We start from the raw sequence: 16,956 nt of genomic DNA, 5'->3' as shown, positions 1-16,956 counted from the left end.
TCATGCGGCCGTGTTCTTGCGGGAAGTAGCGGACGTCCAGCACTCACCAAACGCCGACCGCACGCCTGCTGACGAGGTCAGCAGGCGTGCGGCCGTGGTTGTGGGGGAGGTTGGTGAGTGCTGCAGGTTCAGCAGGCGCCGAAGGTGCCGGCCGAGATCCACGCCTTGGCGACGTACATCCCGGCGTTGACCCGCAGCCACACGTTGCTCGTCCCCTGCGAACCCGTGACGCTCTCACCGGTCGTCTGGCACTCGACGGTGACCTGCGCCGACTTCCCGGCCATCCCGACGACGGCGCCGGTGGAGTTCGGTGCGTTCCGCACGTTCAGGTACCCGGACGAGATCGACACCGTCCCGCGGCCGCCGTCGCCGGTCCACAGGTACGTGACGTCCACCCACGAGTTGTCGGCGAGTTTCAGCGCATCCCAGAACACGCCGTCCGCGAGGTCGATCCCGGCCGGGTTGGCGACGGTGCGGCCGAACTGGTCCTTCTTCCCGTTGTACCCGTCCTGGTACGCCGCCTGCGCCTCGGGCTTGCCCTGCGGCAGGTCCTTCCACATCTCGCGGGTCGCGCTCGGGTTCCAGTAGTCGTCCTTGGTGTTCCACGGACCGACGTCCCACACCGGCTCGAACGCGCATCGTGAGGCAGTGCAGACCTTCACCGAATACGTGCCCGAACCGTTGCCGGACAGTCCACGTCGGGAGGGCAAGGCAACGAAGTGGTCGCGGCTGACGATGACGTGCCCGTTGGCCGTCGTACCGCCGACCAGGCCCTCGCGGGTCGCGAACACGTGTGACTTGAGCGGCGCGGCCTGGATAGCCATCCGCGGCGCGGCCACCTTGTCGGTGGGTGCGACCGTGACATCACTGACCCACGGCTTCGCACCGGTCGGTGGCGCCAGCACGATGATCCGGAGCTGGACCTGGTCGCTGGCCGCCGGCAGCGCAGTCGGCGTACCGGATGAGGCGGCCGTCCACTCCGACCACCGGTTGCCGTTCCACGACCGTACGTCGACCTCGGTCGAGGAACCGTCCGGTGCAGCGGATTTGTAGCCGACGACAACGGCCGACGTGGATTCGGGGAACCGGACCGGCGCGAGCTCGGCCAGACCGGTTCGTTGCTTGATCTCGCTGGCGCCGAGCGCGGCCGCGGCGTCACCGAGGACGATCCGGCTGCCCTCGACGGTGACGTTGCTGGATCCGGCGACCGGCCGCGCGGCCACCGACGTCGGATCCGGTACGGCGGCATTGGTCGGCAAGGTTGCGGTAAAGATCGCCGCGGTCGCGGCCAGACAGGCGGCGAGCGCGACAGAACGAGTGATACGCATGGGCGGAACCTCCGGGGCGGTGAAGGTGTGTTCACCCAATGTGACTCATGAACATCTCCTCTGACTAGCCCGTCAATAAATTTCTTCGAAGGAGTTGGTGACGAAACAGAACCCGATCGGTCGCTCACCGGGTTTGGACCGGTGTGACAGAGGTTGAGGAGAATCGATGACCCGGACCGCGGACGCCGACTTCGAGCGCTTCGTCGTGGCGCAGTCGACCCCTTTGCTCCGCTTCGCGGAGATGTTGTGCGGCGATCGGCACACCGCCGAGGACCTGGTGCAGCAAGCGTTGATGCGGTCCTACCCGAAGTGGCACCGACTGGACGGCGACCCGTTGCGGTACGTCCGGCGGGTGCTGGTCAACCGATTCCTCTCCCAGGCCCGCCGGCGCTGGAACAACGAAGTACCCAGTGATCCGGTGCAGAACGATTGGGACCAGCGAGCGGTGGCGGACTTCGCCGGGGCGGTTCAGACCAGGGAGGCCGTGCTCTCGGCCCTCGGTGGTCTGACCGTCCGGGAGAGAGCCGTGGTCGCGCTGCGCTACTCGCAGGATCTCTCCGAGGCCGAGACCGCCGAGCTGCTCGGTATGGCGGCCGGGACCGTGAAGAGCACGGCTTCCCGGGCGCTGGCCAAGTTGCGTCTGGCACCCGACCTGATCGACAGCGGAGTTGGAGGAAACTGATGAGTGACGAGCAGCGGGTACGGAACGCGCTCACGTACGACATGGACCCGTGGCAGCCGAACGCCGGTGACCTGATGCGGCGCGGCAAGCGGCTGACCTGGCTGCGTCGCGGACTGGCGGCGGCAGGTGTCACGGCGCTGGCCGGAACCGTCGCGACGGTGTCCGCGGCGGTCGGCGGGCCGACCCTGCCGGTGAAGAACATGCTGGCCGGTGGCGGGAAGCCGCCGGTGCTGGCGGTCGTCCCGACCGACACCCCGAAGGTGCCGTCGGTGGACCCGACCTGCCTGCCGCAGAAGCCGCGGCTGCCGAAGGTCGTGGTCTCGGTCAACAAGACCATCGACCCGAACCAGCCGCCGGCGAAGCCGACCCTGCCGACGGTGCCGGCCGGCAAGCCGTCGCTGCCGGGCAAGCCGTCGTTGCCGACGACGAAGCCGACGCTCCCGGGGAAGCCGTCGATCCCGACGCCTTCGCTGCCGGGCAAGCCGACGGTCCCGACCACGAAGCCGACCTGGCCGTCCGGCAAGCCGTCGCTGCCGACCACCAAGCCGTCCCTTCCCGGTAAGCCGACCGTGCCGTCTGGCAAGCCCTCACTTCCGGGGAAGCCGTCGATCCCGACCACCAAGCCGAGCCTCCCGACGCTGCCGGCCAAGCCGACCATGCCGTCCAAGCCGACCCTGCCGACCGTGCCGACCAGCAAGCCGTCGCTCCCGACGCCTTCGGTGCCGGCCACGGTTCCGTCGGGCAAGCCGGTGCCGACCCTGTCGCTGCCGGACTGCGTGCACGGCGTACCGACGACGAAGCCGACGGCCCCGAAGCCGCCGACCCCGTCACTGCCGGGCAAGCCGTCGCTCCCGACCACGAAGCCGAACGTGCCGTCGCTGCCGACCGCATCGGTTTCCGCCGGCGCCGAGGTCACGGTGGACCCGGGCAAGAAGCCGACGCTGCCGAACAAGCCGCCGGTGCCGACCACCAAGCCCACCTTCCCGACCCCGTCCTCGAAGCCGAGCATCCCGACGCCGAGCCTCCCGACGACGTTCCCCACCGGCCACCCCTCCTCCGGCCGGTAGGGATTCCCGCCACCGGCGAGTAGGTCACGCAGCCCTACTCGCCGGTGGCACCATCCGCCAGCTCGCGGGCCACGTCCAGGTGGCCTGCGTGCCGGGCGTACTCCTGGAGAACGTGGAACAGGATCCAGTTCAGCGTCGGCCGGTCGTCGGTCCCGAAACGACCACCGGCCGCCGCGCTCGCCGCCGGATCGGCGCCGCTCACCACCTGCCGGGTGAACTCGCCACCCGCGTGCAGTTGCGTCAACAGCCCCGCCAAGGTGTCGCTGGGCTCGAGCGTCCAGGGACCGTCCGGGTTGTCCGCCGAATCACCCCACGGGTGCTCCACCTGTTCGGCGGTGAAGCCCCAGCGCAGCCATCGCCGTTCCATGAAGATCAGGTGCTTCAGCAGCTCCAGCGGCGTCCATCCGGACGGCAGCCGGCTGGTGCGCAGCTCTGCATCGGACAGCCCGGTGAGCTTCGCCTCGATGATGCCGCGATAGCGATCGAGGTACTGCAAGTGCAGCTCGATCGTGTCGGAGACGTCCCGCGTCGGCTTCACGACAGCCCCCGCAGGTACTCCGCGGTCTCGTCGTCTGCCGGGTAGAACGACTCGATCATCAGCTCCGACACCGTGACGTCGAGCGGCGTCCCGAAGGTCGCGATCATGGTGAGCAACGACAACTCCCGTCCGTCGTGGGTCAGCTTGAACGGTACGACGACGTCCGCCGGACCGGGTGGCGCCGGCTTGTCGTCGACGGCGTACCCGCGAAGTTCGTCGTACAGGTCCTGGAGTTCGGGATCGGCGGTGCTTGCGACGTGCCGTTGCAGGCTGGCGAGCGCGGCCGCGCGGACGTCGCCGATGTTGTCGATCCGCCGGGCCAGACCGTCCGGGTGCAGGGTCAGCCGGAGCGCGTTGATCGGTGCCTGGAGCAACTTCTCGTCGACGCCGGCGGTGAAGATCCCGATCCCGGAGTTCGCCTCGACGATGTTCCACCAGCGGTCGACGACCAGCGCCGGATACGGCTCGTGCGCCTTCAGCAGCCGGCGCAGCGTCGTCCGCACCGCGAGCATCGCCGGCGAGTGCAGCGACGCCTCACTGAAGATCGGCGCGAAACCACCGGCCAGCAGCAGCTGGTTCCGGTCCCGCAGCGGTACGTCGAGATGCTCGGCCAACCGCAGCACCATGTCCCGGCTGGGCTTCGACCGCCCGGTCTCGACGAAGCTGACGTGCCGCGTGGACACCTCGACCCGGTTCGCCAGCTCCAGCTGACTGAGCCGCCGGCGCTCCCGCCAGCCGCGCAGAAGCTCGCCCACCGGGCGCTGGAACGTCTCCTCGATCGTCGCTGCCATCCTCCGACCGTAGCGGCTGGCATAGACAGCGCCATTACCTGCGACGTCATCGACCGTCCGCCGGGCGTGGCGGCAGTGTTCTGCCCATCGCAACCGATCGAGGAGGAACACCATGAACGCCACCGCTCTCGCCGACCAGTACTTCGCCCTGTGGAACGCCGCCGACGCGGACCGCCGGGCCGAGCTGATCGCGGCCAACTGGACCGCGGACGCCACCTTCCAGGACCCGAGCTTCGAGACCACCGGCCACGACGAGCTGAACAAATTGGTCGGCGCGGCGCAGCAGATGTTCCCGGGGCTGTCGTTCGTCCGCGTCGGCACCATCGACGAGCACCACCGCTACCTGCGCTGGACCTGGCACCTGAAGGCCGACGGGCAGGAGCCGGTCGCCGGCGGTACCGACATCGTCGTCCTGGACGCCGACGGCAAGATCCAGCAGCTGATCGGCTTCCACGACTTCGCCCCGGAACACTGATCCGTACGACTTCCGGCTGATTCCGACATCGCCGATCGGCGGATGTGCTGGCCGCCGACCGCCGCCTAGGTTGGCGGCATGTGGAAATCGTTGACAGCGGCATCGATAGCGGGAGCCGTCCTGGCGGCCACCGTCCCCCTGGGTACGGCGGCCGCCGCGGACACGCTGGACTGGAAGGCCTGCAAGGAAGGCGCCGTGGAGCAGTGCGCGACGCTGACCGTGCCGCTGGACTGGTCGAAACCGTCCGGCCCGACCACGAAGGTGTTCGTCGCGAAGGTCCCGGCGAAGGACCAGGCACACAAGCTCGGCGCCCTGTTCTTCAACCCCGGCGGCCCGGGCGGCGCCGGCGGGTCGATCTTCGCGGCGGGTCTCGCGGACGCGATCCTCCCGCAGTTCCGGGACAAGTACGACCTGGTCAGCTTCGACCCCCGAGGGACGGGCAGCAGCAGCCAACTGGACTGCGGTCCGGTGCTGCGCCGCGGCGTACCGGTGTTCCCCAAGTCCAAGGCGCAGTACGACGCGATGGTGGCGTCGAGTCGCGCGACCGGGGAGCAATGCCTCAAGCAGCACGGGGATTTGATGCGGAACCTGGACACCCGCACGGTCGCGCACGACATGGACGCGATCCGCGGCGCGCTCGGGGAGCAGAAGTTCAACTACCTCGGGCTGTCCTACGGGTCGTATCTGGGGACCATCTACGCGCAGGAGTTCCCGCAGCGGGTCGGGCGGGTGGTGCTCGACGGGATCGTGGATCACAAGCAGGGCTCGTTGAAGTTCATGCTCGACGAGGCGCGGGCGATGGAGGACGGGTTCAACCGGTTCGCCACGTGGTGCTCGACGGACACGTCCTGCGCTCTGCACGGACAGGACGTCGGCAAGGTCTGGGACAGGACCGTGAGCAAGGCCGACAAGACCCCGCTCAAGGGACCGTACGGCCCGGTGACCGGCGACGTATTCCGGATGGCGCTGCCGTCTTTGTTGCCGTTGACATCGATGGTGTCGGACAACTGGACCGCCCTGGCGAGCGCACTGGCCAAGGCAGCGAAGGGTGACGGCACCGACTTCGCGAACATCAGCTACCTCGGCGATCCCGAGACCGCGTACGCCGCCGTGTCCTGCATGGACCTGCCCGGCGAACTCCACGGGTACGCCGATGCGCGCGCCCGACTCGCACTCGCCAAGGCGGTCGCGCCCCGTGTCGGCGCGGCGGTCGAGGGCTGGGCGATCACGGCCGCGTGCTCCGGCTGGCCGATCCCGCCGAGCAATGCGTGGGGCCCGACGCCGGTGCACGGTGCGGCGCCGATCCTGATCACGTCGACGCTGCACGACCCGTCGACCCCGGTCGCCAACGCGCGCAGCCTGACCCGCCAGATCGACCGCAGCCGGCTGTTGACCGCCGACGTCTACGGACACACGGCGTACTTCAACTCGGCCTGCGCGCGCGACCGGATCACCGACTACCTGCTGAAGGGGACGATGCCGGTGAGCGGCTGTTAATTCGGTGGAGGATCGCTGAGGGGCCTGCGCAGGATGGAGCATGCTCACCGCTGACGAGCTGGATGTCTTCGAGCGGGACGGGATCGTCAAGCTCCCGTCCGCGTTCGCCACTGACGATGCCGCGCGGATGCGGGACGCGCTCTGGCGCGAGCTGTCCGCGCGGCACGGAATGGATCCTGGCGACCGGTCGACCTGGACGACGCTGCGGCCGACCGGTCTGAAGACCACCAAGTCCGATCGCCGCGCCCACGCGATTCTCAGTCCGACGGTGCGCTCCGCGCTCGACGGGCTGCTCGGCGCCTGGGAGGAGCCGAAGAACCAGGGGCAGGTTCTCGTCACGATGCCGGAGGGTGTGCCGTGGGCGGTGCCGCATCGGCAGTGGCACACCGATGTCGGGTTCGAGACCGCTCCGGACTCGGTCAAGATCTGGGCGCTGCTCGGCGATCTCGAGCCAGGTGGCGGCGGAACTCCGCAGGTCGCGGGCTCCCACAAGGTGATCGAGCGGTTCCTGACCACGACCGACGAGCGCGAGTTCAAGGCCGTCCGCGACCAGGTACTGCGCTCGGACCCGTGGTTCCGCAACCTGACCGCGGAGCAGCGCTCGGTGGACCCGATGGCGCCCGCCGACCTCGACGGCCTGCCGGTCCGCGTCGTCGAGCTCACCGGTCAGGCAGGCGACGTGTACCTGACCCATCCGTGGATCCTGCACTCGATCGCGCCGAACGCCGCTGAGGCGCCGCGGATGATGCGCAGCCGGTTCATCCGGCGAGCGAGCTGACCAGCCGGGCGCACCGCACCGGATCCTCGGTAAGGCCGACCGACAGTCCCCAGAGCCAGTAGTCGACGGTTCGCCAGATCGCCCAGTCGCGGGCGTGGTCCCGGTTCAGGCCCGCTGCGGCCACCGCGAGGTCGAAGTACCGGACGATGTCGGTCATCTCGTCGAGGCGGGTCCACAGGACGCGGCCGAGGTCGTACTCGATGTCGCCCTGGAGCAGCACGGGGTCGACGGTGAGCCAGCGTTCGCGCGTTCCGGCGAGCACCTGGTCGGAGTGGAGGTCGCCGTTCACCGCGAGCGTGGAGCTGGTCTCGTACGGCGCGACGCGGAGTGCCTCCCGCAGGACACCGACGTCGAACGGCCGGCCGAATCGCTCCCATTCCGACTCCAACTGAGCGGATCGCCTGGTCACGATGTCCGCTGTCGACTTAGCCTCCGCGGGAGCGGGTACGGCGAGTCTGCGCATCAACTGCCCGAGTACGGCGACTGCCTCGTCCACAGGCCGTGATGTCAACGGTGTGGACAACCGCTCCAGCAACATCGCGCCGGCGTCGACGTCCGCGTCGTACAGCTGGGCCATGCCACGGCCGTCCCACCAGCGCAGCGCCCAGGCCTGGTGCGCCACCTCGTCTCCCGGTGGCGACATCCGCAGTACGAACTCCTCGCCGGCGCGAGAGACCGGTACGACGACCGCGTTCGAGCCGTGCGCGACCGTTCCGAGGATCTCCAGATCCCACCGGGCGCACTGCCGGTCGACCGCCATCGGCAGGTCGCGCAGCCAGTCGGCGCCCTCGGTCCACCACCGCGGCATCCGCAGGAACTCTTCAGGCAGCTCGATCACCCGCGCCACGGTAACCGGCCTCGTCCGGCGCGGCTTCCGGTTTTTCTCAGCGACGCCGCCGCCGTACTGGACGAGTCCGGATCCGTGCGGATTCCGTACCTCGGCGGGTGCATCCTGGGAGAGACGCACCCGCCGGGCCGGTCGTTCTCCCGCCCCTCAGTGGGAGAACTCGCGGCTCGGTGAACACCACCCATGCCCGAATGGCACTGACCGAACCGCGGGACCACCTAGAGGTACCCCATGACACGCCTCTGTACACACCCCGGCACGCATCGGGAACGGAAAACTTGACGTTCCTCGAACACTTTTCGGTGTAACGCTCGCCGAACGTGACCTGACACCCGCTTACCGTGGTTCCGGTTTCGCGCGCCGGGCGCGGGACCTCAGGGGGAGGAACGCGATGCCGGAAGTGTTCGACGACGAGTTGTCCGAGGACGAGCTGGACCAGCTGGAGGCGCTCGGCGCCGCCGAGGACGCGGAGCGGATCCTCGGTGCCGGCGCGGGGGAGAAAGATGCCTGAGGCAAGGATTGCCTGGCGCGGCTTCACGATGAACCGGCGCACCGTGGCGATGGTCGAGGCCGCCGAGCAGCTGTACCACTCAAAGTTCGCGATCCTGCAGGGCTCGTACAACGCCGGTGGCGTCGACGCCTCGGCCGGCACCCACGACGGCGGTGGCGCGGTCGACGTGGACGTCCGGACGAAGAGCGCCGCGCAGCGGGTCGCGGTGGTGAAGGCGCTCCGGCAGGTCGGGTTCGCCGCCTGGCTGCGGACGCCCGCGCAGGGCAACTGGCCGTACCACGTGCACGCGATCGCGGTCGGCGACAAGGACCTGTCCCGCGGCGCCGCGCACCAGGTCGCGGAGTACCACCGCAAACGCAACGGCCTGGCCAACCGCGGCAAGGACGACGGCCCGCCCGGGTACTACGGGATGACCTGGGAGCTGTACCTGAAGGCACACCCGCCGAAGGAGCCGGTGCCGGACTCGACGATCTCGCTGGCCGCGATGGCGTACGCGCGCACGCACGACGCGATGACCGGTGTCTGGGGCGCGGACCGGGCCCGGGTGATCGCCTGGGCGGCGCACCCGCGGGTGGGGGCGATCACGAAGGCCGAGACGGTCCCGGCGGCCGGCGTGCCGTGGCACCTGCACTTCCAGCGGGTGATCCGGAAGGTGCAGCTGCACTTCAAGTTGGAGGTCACCGGGATCTTCAACTCGGCGGTGGCGACCGAGATGAAGCGGTACGGCTACACGATCGTCGCCTGACATCCCTCAACAACGACAAGGCCCCACCGGTAGCAGCCGGTGGGGTCTTGTTTGGTCCACTACCGCCCGGGCATCCCCGGTGCAGCTGTGGAGGTGGAGAGCGGAACCGACGCCGATGCAGGGGTCAAGACGTCGGCTCCGCTTGTCTATGGAGTTGTGCGTGAGCTCACTGCCCAGACCTGCGCCTGGTGGAACTCGAGGTGCTGCCGCAGGGCCGTCGGGGTGTCACCCGGCCGCCCCATCCCGAGGTGGTTCATCGTCGGTACGACGACCGCTCGGACATCGGACCGCTTCACTTCGTCGAGCAGTGCGTGGAACGCTGCCGACTCGGCCGCGTCGCGTTCGGTGTAGACGGTGCCGAGGGTGAACCCCTCGGCGCTGGCGAAAGCGACCAGTGAATCGGTCGCCGCGGCCAGCTCCTCCGCGCAGCTCAGCGCGTCGGCCCGTACGTACCCGAGCAACGTCGGCCGGGTGGTCATCGTCCTGCCGCGCTGTCCTGCACCGGCTCGCTGGTCACCCGGAGGGACGCGAACCGGCGCCGCATGGCTTCCTCGTACTGCCCCGCCAGCTCCGCGGCGGCGGTGTGGTCCGCGATCGGATGAGCGCCGAACCAGACCCGCACCCGACGGTGCGTTACGGGGGTTTCGAGCGTCTCGGTCATCGCGGTTCCTTCGGCAGTCTCGGTCGAGGGCCGGACGGCTTTGTCCGGCCTTGAGATAAAGAACACCGCACCTGCAGCCGCCTTCGGAACAGTTTGATAGGGACCTTTACAGAGGCCTAACGCAGAGTAGGTGCGGCCCACGAACCCGCAGGTCAACGCCGTCTCCGGCGAGTCACCGGCGGGCCTGGAAACCCTGTCAAGAATGTTTGCAGTTATTTGCAGATAACGATTCGGAGACGCGAAGGTTATTCGATCCGCGGAGAAATCTATGACGTCCTGCTAACCCTTTGCGCGCAGCCGCTCACGCATTGGTGTACGCACACCGCCGACCGCTACCAGCAACCCGAGCACCGCGGCGGCGAGTGGCACCAACAGGCCAGTGCGGAACGCGTCGAGGGTCAATTCGTCCGCCGCGCTCAGTACGGCGGCCACGATCGCGAGACCGAGCGCCGACCCGAACTGGAACGATGTCGTGAGGATGCCGCCGGCCAGCCCTTGCTCGTCCTCGGCCACGCGTTCGGTCGCCGCGATCGTCAACGGGCCGTAGGTCAGCGCGAACGCCAGTCCGAGCAGCAGGAACGCCGGCAGCATGGCGGCGTACGTCCAATCGGTGTCCAGCGGCAGGAATGCTGCGTAGGCGAGCGCGGCCAGGACGAATCCTCCGAACACCACTCGCCCGTTGCCGAAACGCTTGACCAGCCACGGCGTCAGCGTCGGCGCCAGCACCGCGTCGATGCCGATCACCATCAGGGCGAGACCCGTCTCGAGTTCGGTCCAGTGGCGTAGTTCCTGCAGGTAGAGGACGGCGACGAATTGGAATCCGACGAACGACCCGACCAAGAGGATCGCGCCGAGGTTCGCGCGGATGAGGGCGGTGTTGCGGAGCAGACCGAGCCGGATCAGTGGGGCTGAAGCGCGGAGTTCGATCACGACGAAGATCGCCAGCAGGAGCAGGCCGGCCGCTGCGGTCAATGCCGTCAGCGCGGGCGAGACGTCGGGCGCGCGGACGGCGGTTGCTACGAGCAGCAGCATTGCGCCGGTGAGCGTCAGTGCGCCGGCCAAGTCGAAGCTGGGTCGCTGAGTGGTCGTTGGGTCGTCCCGCGGAATCAGGGTCAGCGCGCAGGCGAGGATCAGGGCCGCCACGATCACTGGCGCGAAGAAGACCCAGCGCCAGTCGATGGACGTCAGCAGTCCGCCAGTGACCATGCCCAGCGAGAATCCGCCGGCCGCGGTCCCGGCGTACACGAGAAGTGCCTTGTTGCGTTGCGGTCCTTCCGGGTACGTCGTGGTGATGATCGACAAGCCGGCCGGGGTCATGAAGGCGGCCGCCACGCCGGTGGCGAACCGGGCCAGGATCAGTACCCAGCCCTCGGTCGCGAATCCGCCCAGGCCACTGAACAGCAGGAACACGGTCAGCCAGCCGACGAACATCCGGCGCCGGCCGAGCAGGTCCGCGGCCCGGCCGCCGAGCAGTACGAATCCGCCGTAGCTGAGGGCGTAGGCGCTGACGATCCACTGCAGTTCGCCGGTGGCGAGGCCCAGCTCGGCCCGGATGGACGGCAGCGCGACGCCCATCATCGAGACGTCGATGCCCTCCAGGAAGATCGCGCCGCAGAGCACGAACAGCACGGCCCAGGCCCGGCCGGTCAGCCGATCCGGGGTGACGGTTGATGACACGGAACAACTCCTTCGTCCATGGTTACCTCTTGTAACTGACCCCATCATCAGGAACTATCGGGAGCTGTGGAAGAAGGCACTTCAAAGGAACCGAGTCACTCCTGCTGCACCGAGGACGCGTTCCAGTGGGACACCCGGGAGGACTGCGACGTCCGGCAGATCCTCGACCGGATCGGCGACAAGTGGTCCCTGCTGGTGGTCGCGCTGCTCGACAACCGGTCGATGCGCTTCACCGAGCTGAAGAAGACGATCGACGGGATCAGCCAACGGATGCTCACCGTGACCTTGCGTCAGCTCGAGCGCGATGGTCTGGTCAGCCGGACCGTGCACCCGGTCGTGCCGCCGCGGGTCGACTACGAACTCACCCCGCTCGGAGTGACGTTGCACGCCACCATCCAGTCCCTCGTCACGTGGACCGAGAGCCACCAGACCGAGATCGCCGCGGCGCGTGCGCGGTACGACGCGGCTACCTTGGGCTCGGTGTCTTCGTGAACTCGGCCGGATGAGACGGTACGGCGACGAACGTCAGGACTGCCGCGAGAACGGCGGAAGCAGCCACGAGGTTGAGTGTCAGCGGTAGGTCGAGGACCTGCGTGATGGCGGGTGCCGTGAGCGCTCCGAGCAACAGCGCCAGGGAGTCGCCGGCGAAGAAGAGCGCGCCGACGCGACCGAGCACGGCTTGCGGCGTGGTCCGCTGGATCGTGGTCTGCGCGGTGATCAGCAGGATGCTGCCGGGCAAGCCGATCAGGACCGCGGCGCCGATCGCGACCGGGACGTTCGGGGCGTTGAAGAGGGCGAAGAAGGCGGCGGCGGTGGCGAGTTGGGTGACGGCCAGGAGATCGCGGATTCCCAACCAGGTCAGGGCTTTCGTGCTCAGTGTCGCGCCGATGAGGTAACCGGCGCCGAGGCCTGAGATCAGGTAACCGACGACGTACCCGGGTGCGTGCAGACGCTGGACGGTGAACGGGACGAGGAGTGCGGTCAGGCCGGCGTTCGCAGTCAGGAAGATCGTCTGACCGAGGAGGACGCCGCGCAGTACGCGATGCCTTGCGATGTAGCGCAGTCCGTCGAGCGGGTGGTCCGTCGTACTGTCGTGGGTGATCGGCCGACGGGTGCGGATCGTCGCGATGGTTGCTGCGGACAACAAATAGCTGATGATGTCGACCGCGAGGACGAACTCGATCCCGGGGCCGGCGAGCAGCACGGCGCCGAGAGGTGGAGCGGCGAGGCGGATGGCGCTGCCTGTGGTGGCGTTGATCGCGTTGGCCTTGGCGAGTTCGGGGCCGGTGCCGACCACTGCGGGCAGCAAGGCCCGGGAGGCCGGCCGGAAGACGATGGTCGCGCTGCTCTCGAGCAGGATCGCTAGGTAGATCAGCCAGATGCGGTCGCGGTCGGCGAACAGGATCAGGCTGACGGCAGCCGCGGAGGCAAGGTCGGCGATCCACATCGCGCGGGCCAGGTTCCAGCGATCGAGCAGTACGCCGGCCCACGGGCCGAGAAGCAACGCCGGGAGTGCCTCGAGGGCGAGCGTCAGGCCGGTGGTGACGGTGGAGCCGGTCAGCGCGTAGACGTGGAACGGGATCGCGACCACGAGCAGCCAGGATCCGATGCCGGATACCGCACCGCTGAGCCAGAGTCGCTGGAAGTCTCGGTTCCTCACGGCGACGGAATCTATCCTGTCGGGATAGACATGAGCAAGAGTGTTCTGTGAAGATAGGTCACATGGAGTTGGGCGACGTACTGCGGGAACGCCGCAAGGCGACTGGACGAACAATCGCGTCGGTGGCGGTCGATGCGGGACTCTCCGTCCCGTACATCGCGAACCTGGAGAACGGACGCGGCAACCCCACCGTCGCCGCCCTCGACCGACTGGCGACGGCGCTAGGCGCCCGACTGGAGGTCCGAATCGGCGACGAAGAACCCACGCCACCCCCGTCGGCCGGAGCCGAGCTCGTGGCGGCCTCCGACCGCGCAGACAAGGTCCTCGCCACCATCGCCGCCGGCAGATCCCGCGCCGCCACCCGCCGCGACCTCATCGCAACCCTCGACGCCCTAACCACCCTCCTAGGCCACCCCCCAACCCCCACAGACCTAAACCGCCTCCTAGACCTCCTACAACTCGCCTAGTCCCCACACCCGCAGCTGGACCCACCGCACCCACTACGCGCACTCACCACGCGCCTCAGCACCCACCGCCCACCACACGTGCCTGTCGCCCGCCCGCCGCGTGCGCCCGGCCCGCCGCATGTGCCCACCACGTTCGCCCACCGCCCGCTACGCGCGCGTCCGCCCCCACCGCGCGCCCAGCACGCCTCACTCACCATGTCCACCACGCGTTCAACGCGCACCCACCACCCTCACCCACCACCCTCACCCACCACGCGCGCTCGCCGCGCGCCCAGCGGACGCACCCAGCGCACGCACCGCCACACGCACGCACCGCCACACGTACGCGCCACGTGCGCCCGCCACTCGCACCCGCCGCGCGTCCACCGGGTGCGTCCACCACCGCGCGCTCACCGCCCATCACTCCCGCCCACCGCCCGCTACGCCGACCACCGCGGGCCCCAGCACACGCACCCGAGCAACACGCGCACCCGCCGCGCGCACTCCGCACGCGTTCGCCGCGTGCCCGCCGCTCTCACCTGAACGGCGCGGCGGGCACCGAACCGCACGCCGCGCAGGCGGGGATAACCGTTGGTGTTGGGGGTTCTCTGCTGGTGTGAGAGGGAAGAACCCCCACTTCGAGGGGTTATCCGTTCCTCTGCCGATGTGGGCGCGTGAGTGAACGTGAGCGGACAACCGACCGACGCGCCCGGGCCGGCTGCTCGGAGGGCTGCCCCGCGCTAACCCGCCGCGCTGTGCCCGCCACGTGCGCCCACCACCCGCTACACACCCCACCGGGTGCCCACCACGCGCTCGCCGCGCGCCCACCACGCGCCCACCACGCGCCCACCACGCGCCCACCACGCGCTGACCGGGCGCTGACCGGGCGCTGACCGGGCGCCCGCCGGGCGCGCTTGACGGCCCGCCTTGGCGGGCGCGAGATGGGCTCGGGGGTGTTTATGTGCTCGCGGGGTGGGGGTGGGCGTCGTAGGGTCCGCGGCATGGAGATCGGGGCGCGGATCGCGCGGGCGCAGGTGGTGGGGATGGCGAGGTCGCGGCGGCAGATCGTCGCGGGACCGTTGACGGGGATGCTGCACGACCAGGACGAGTGGTACCTCTCGACGATGGTCGCGTCGGAGCCTGGGCAACCGTTCGACCCGGAGGAGGTTCAGCCGAACCTCGCGATCATCCGTCAGGCGTTCGCCGCCGAGGACCGCTGGTTGAGCGCCGAACTCGTCGAAGAAGCCAGCCCCGGCCTCGCCAAAGCCCTCGAGGCCAATGGGATGACGATCGTCTCCCATCTCCCGCTGCTCGTCGTCGAGCCCGCTGACCTCGTCGTACCCGAGCTCCCCGACGGCGTGACGGTGAAGGTCGTCGCGTCGGACGCCGACCAGCAGGTGGCGAACGCCGTCTCGGCCGAGGCCTACGAGATGGACGGCGCGGACTTCGCCTACAAACCGGACCCGGTCGACGGCGGTGCGGTCCTGGTGTACGCCGACGACGTACCGGTGGCGACCGCCGCGTGGACCGCGGTCGCCGACGAGGTGTCGGAGATCGCCGGAGTCGGCACCGTCCACAGTCACCGTCGCCGCGGCCTCGGTGGCATCGCAACGGCGTACGCGACCCTCAAGTCCTTCGAACTCGGCGGCGCCACGCTCGCCTGGCTGACCCCAGGCGACGACGGCGCAGACCGCGTCTACCGCCGCCTCGCCTACACCCCCAAAGCCACCGCAGTACACGTCGGCGAACCCGGCGGCCACCTCGCCGACCTCCGCTAACCCCAACACCAGGCCGAGGTCGCGACCTGCCCAACCCAATCGCGGGCCGGGCGCCGACCTGCGCCGATCCAACGGCAGGCTGGGTTGGCGGCCGACGCTGATCCAGGCGGGTCGGATGGCCGACCTGAGCTCTCCCGCGCCGAGCTGGCGCGCCGACCTGTGCTGATCCAACCCAGAGAGTGTCGCGGCCTGTGCTGACTCAAACGGCGGGCTGGCGTGCCTGCCTGCACTGATTGGACGCCGGGTGGGGGGAGCCGGGGGTTAGGTGGGTTGGAGGAGGCGGGTGAGGGTTTTTTGGAGGGTTTTGGTGGCTGTTCGGGGGGTGAGGGTGTTGTTGGCGACTGATTCGCCGGCGGCGTGGCCTAGGGCTATGAGGGTGGTGACGAGCCAGGGGGCGGGGAGGTCGCGGGTGATGTCGCCGGCGCGTTGGCCGCGGCGGATCAGGCGGTCGAAGCGGGCTGTTACGGGGTCGTGGCGTGCGTCCTGTGTGCCGGTCTGCGGCAGGTGCAGCAGGAGCGGGTGCACCTCGAACATGCGCCACGCCACCTGGACCAGACTCAGTACGCCCTCCAGGGCCGGCCCGTGATCCAGGTCGAGCTTGTCGATCTCCTCGAGGGTTCCTGCGGTGAGCTCGTCGACGACCGCGTTCAGCAGTACGTCGCGGGACTTGAAGTGCGCGTACACGGTCTGCCGGGTGACCTGCGCTGCCTCGGCGACCTGTTCCAGGCTCGCGTCGGGGCGCTCGTCCAGCACCGTGATCGCTGCGGCAAGGATCGCTGTCCGGCTGCGGTCCGCGTCCGCGCGGCGCCGACGCCGTACCGGCTTGTTCTCTGACACCTTGTCAAGGTTAGCGGATGTGCTTATCTTTGACGGTATGTCAGATTTAAGTGCACGGAAGTTCGTCGCGGACTTCTACGAGTCGTTCACCCGGGAGGTCGTCGAGAGCGACGACCCCGCCACGGTCGTGGACCGGTACTACACGCCCGACATCGAGCAAATCGCCGACGGCATCACCATCGACCGGCAGCGACTGCTCGACCACATCCGCCCGGTGCGGAAGAACGTGATCTCCTACAGGTACGACGTCCACGACGCGATCCGCACCGACGATCGGGTGGCGGCGCGGTTCACGATTCACGCGGAGACGCGGCGTGGGCGGACGATCTCCACCGAGGTGTACCTGTTCGGCGAGCTGGCGCCGGACGGCCGCATGCGTCGTACGACGCAGGCCACGCGCGACGTGAGCGCGTCATGACCACGTTCCGGGTGCTGGGTATGACCTGTGGACACTGCGTCGGGTTCGTGACCGAGGAGCTCGAGACGCTGCCTGGTGTCGCATCGGTCTCGGTGGATCTGCCGACCGGGACGGTTTCACTGGTCAGCGATCGGCCCCTCGACCCAGCGGCGATCCGCACGGCCGTCGAGGCCGCCGGGTACCAGGTCGAGGGATGAAACCGGCCGCTGGCGAGTGACCA

Annotated in this window: 20 protein-coding genes; 11 read left to right on the top strand and 9 right to left on the bottom strand. The window is 69.0% G+C overall.

Translation table 11 applies throughout. From position 1 onward, the window contains the following. Positions 1-128: 128 nt before the first annotated feature. Entirely contained in the window at positions 129-1,328 is a 1,200-nt protein-coding gene (locus AC0662_RS20390; protein ID WP_478302415.1) for a hypothetical protein, read from the bottom strand. 166 nt (positions 1,329-1,494) lie between these two features. Between AC0662_RS20390 and AC0662_RS20385 the strand changes: the two genes are divergently transcribed. Together AC0662_RS20385 and AC0662_RS20380 are read left to right on the top strand one after the other, a co-directional pair. Then, positions 1,495-2,010 carry a SigE family RNA polymerase sigma factor gene (locus AC0662_RS20385; RefSeq protein ID WP_387767347.1) on the top strand — a complete coding sequence of 172 codons (516 nt, stop codon included), beginning with the start codon at positions 1,495-1,497 and terminating at the stop codon, positions 2,008-2,010. Then, positions 2,010-3,077, top strand: a complete 1,068-nt coding sequence (locus tag AC0662_RS20380; RefSeq protein WP_478302413.1) for a hypothetical protein — start codon at positions 2,010-2,012, stop codon at positions 3,075-3,077. Before AC0662_RS20385 ends, AC0662_RS20380 begins: the two co-directional genes overlap by 1 nt. A gap of 34 nt (positions 3,078-3,111) precedes the next feature. On the opposite strand, the gene AC0662_RS20375 is transcribed toward AC0662_RS20380, so the two are convergent. Together AC0662_RS20375 and AC0662_RS20370 are read right to left on the bottom strand one after the other, a co-directional pair. Then, a complete protein-coding gene (locus AC0662_RS20375; protein WP_452197739.1) occupies positions 3,112-3,615 on the bottom strand; it encodes a DinB family protein in 504 nt (167 codons plus the stop codon). Next, on the bottom strand, positions 3,612-4,406 hold the full coding sequence (locus tag AC0662_RS20370; protein WP_452197741.1) for a helix-turn-helix domain-containing protein: 795 nt from the start codon (positions 4,404-4,406) through the stop codon (positions 3,612-3,614). The genes AC0662_RS20375 and AC0662_RS20370 overlap by 4 nt, the downstream gene beginning before the upstream one ends. Before the next feature lie 112 nt (positions 4,407-4,518). On the opposite strand from AC0662_RS20370, the gene AC0662_RS20365 reads away from it, so the two are divergent. From AC0662_RS20365 to AC0662_RS20355, 3 genes are all read left to right on the top strand, one after another. Further along, positions 4,519-4,881 (top strand): nuclear transport factor 2 family protein, encoded by a 363-nt coding sequence (locus AC0662_RS20365; RefSeq protein ID WP_452197743.1) that lies wholly within the window; start codon positions 4,519-4,521, stop codon positions 4,879-4,881. Between the two features lie 78 nt (positions 4,882-4,959). Then, a complete protein-coding gene (locus AC0662_RS20360; protein WP_478302409.1) occupies positions 4,960-6,378 on the top strand; it encodes an alpha/beta hydrolase in 1,419 nt (472 codons plus the stop codon). A 40-nt stretch (positions 6,379-6,418) separates the two neighbouring features. Beyond that, positions 6,419-7,156 (top strand): phytanoyl-CoA dioxygenase family protein, encoded by a 738-nt coding sequence (locus tag AC0662_RS20355; protein WP_452197747.1) that lies wholly within the window; start codon positions 6,419-6,421, stop codon positions 7,154-7,156. On the opposite strand, the gene AC0662_RS20350 is transcribed toward AC0662_RS20355, so the two are convergent. Next, a complete protein-coding gene (locus tag AC0662_RS20350; protein WP_478302407.1) occupies positions 7,137-7,994 on the bottom strand; it encodes an aminoglycoside phosphotransferase family protein in 858 nt (285 codons plus the stop codon). The genes AC0662_RS20355 and AC0662_RS20350 overlap by 20 nt on opposite strands. 512 nt (positions 7,995-8,506) lie before the next feature. Between AC0662_RS20350 and AC0662_RS20345 the strand changes: the two genes are divergently transcribed. Then, positions 8,507-9,259, top strand: coding sequence for a hypothetical protein (locus tag AC0662_RS20345; RefSeq protein WP_452197751.1), 753 nt, complete (start codon positions 8,507-8,509; stop codon positions 9,257-9,259). A 146-nt stretch (positions 9,260-9,405) separates the two neighbouring features. Here the strand turns inward: AC0662_RS20345 and AC0662_RS20340 are convergent, their stop codons facing one another. The 3 genes from AC0662_RS20340 to AC0662_RS20330 form a co-directional block, all read right to left on the bottom strand. Next, positions 9,406-9,738: a hypothetical protein gene (locus AC0662_RS20340; RefSeq protein ID WP_452197753.1), complete on the bottom strand. Its 333-nt coding sequence runs from the start codon at positions 9,736-9,738 to the stop codon at positions 9,406-9,408. Continuing rightward, positions 9,735-9,920 (bottom strand): hypothetical protein, encoded by a 186-nt coding sequence (locus AC0662_RS20335; RefSeq protein WP_452197755.1) that lies wholly within the window; start codon positions 9,918-9,920, stop codon positions 9,735-9,737. Before AC0662_RS20335 ends, AC0662_RS20340 begins: the two co-directional genes overlap by 4 nt. A 279-nt stretch (positions 9,921-10,199) precedes the next feature. Then, positions 10,200-11,597: an MFS transporter gene (locus tag AC0662_RS20330; RefSeq protein WP_478302404.1), complete on the bottom strand. Its 1,398-nt coding sequence runs from the start codon at positions 11,595-11,597 to the stop codon at positions 10,200-10,202. Positions 11,598-11,663: 66 nt separating this feature from the next. On the opposite strand from AC0662_RS20330, the gene AC0662_RS20325 reads away from it, so the two are divergent. Continuing rightward, complete coding sequence (locus AC0662_RS20325) at positions 11,664-12,089, top strand: winged helix-turn-helix transcriptional regulator (protein ID WP_478302402.1); 426 nt, start codon at positions 11,664-11,666, stop codon at positions 12,087-12,089. Here AC0662_RS20325 and AC0662_RS20320 read toward each other — a convergent pair. After that, complete coding sequence (locus AC0662_RS20320; protein WP_478302400.1) at positions 12,064-13,257, bottom strand: MFS transporter; 1,194 nt, start codon at positions 13,255-13,257, stop codon at positions 12,064-12,066. The two genes, AC0662_RS20325 and AC0662_RS20320, sit on opposite strands and share 26 nt — an antisense overlap. Before the next feature lie 47 nt (positions 13,258-13,304). Between AC0662_RS20320 and AC0662_RS20315 the strand changes: the two genes are divergently transcribed. Together AC0662_RS20315 and AC0662_RS20310 are read left to right on the top strand one after the other, a co-directional pair. Next, positions 13,305-13,724 (top strand): helix-turn-helix domain-containing protein, encoded by a 420-nt coding sequence (locus AC0662_RS20315; protein WP_478302398.1) that lies wholly within the window; start codon positions 13,305-13,307, stop codon positions 13,722-13,724. Between the two features lie 980 nt (positions 13,725-14,704). Continuing rightward, entirely contained in the window at positions 14,705-15,481 is a 777-nt protein-coding gene (locus tag AC0662_RS20310) for a GNAT family N-acetyltransferase (protein WP_478302396.1), read from the top strand. Between the two features lie 261 nt (positions 15,482-15,742). Here the strand turns inward: AC0662_RS20310 and AC0662_RS20305 are convergent, their stop codons facing one another. Further along, entirely contained in the window at positions 15,743-16,318 is a 576-nt protein-coding gene (locus AC0662_RS20305) for a TetR/AcrR family transcriptional regulator (RefSeq protein ID WP_478302394.1), read from the bottom strand. Between the two features lie 37 nt (positions 16,319-16,355). Between AC0662_RS20305 and AC0662_RS20300 the strand changes: the two genes are divergently transcribed. After that, positions 16,356-16,736, top strand: a complete 381-nt coding sequence (locus AC0662_RS20300) for a nuclear transport factor 2 family protein (protein WP_478302392.1) — start codon at positions 16,356-16,358, stop codon at positions 16,734-16,736. Next, positions 16,733-16,933, top strand: a complete 201-nt coding sequence (locus AC0662_RS20295; protein ID WP_452197770.1) for a heavy-metal-associated domain-containing protein — start codon at positions 16,733-16,735, stop codon at positions 16,931-16,933. Before AC0662_RS20300 ends, AC0662_RS20295 begins: the two co-directional genes overlap by 4 nt. Positions 16,934-16,956: the final 23 nt, after the last annotated feature.

The organism is Kribbella sp. NPDC043289, from assembly GCF_056436705.1.
The sequence above is the reverse complement of the archived record's forward strand: the minus strand, read 5'-3'. Positions and strand labels throughout refer to the sequence as shown.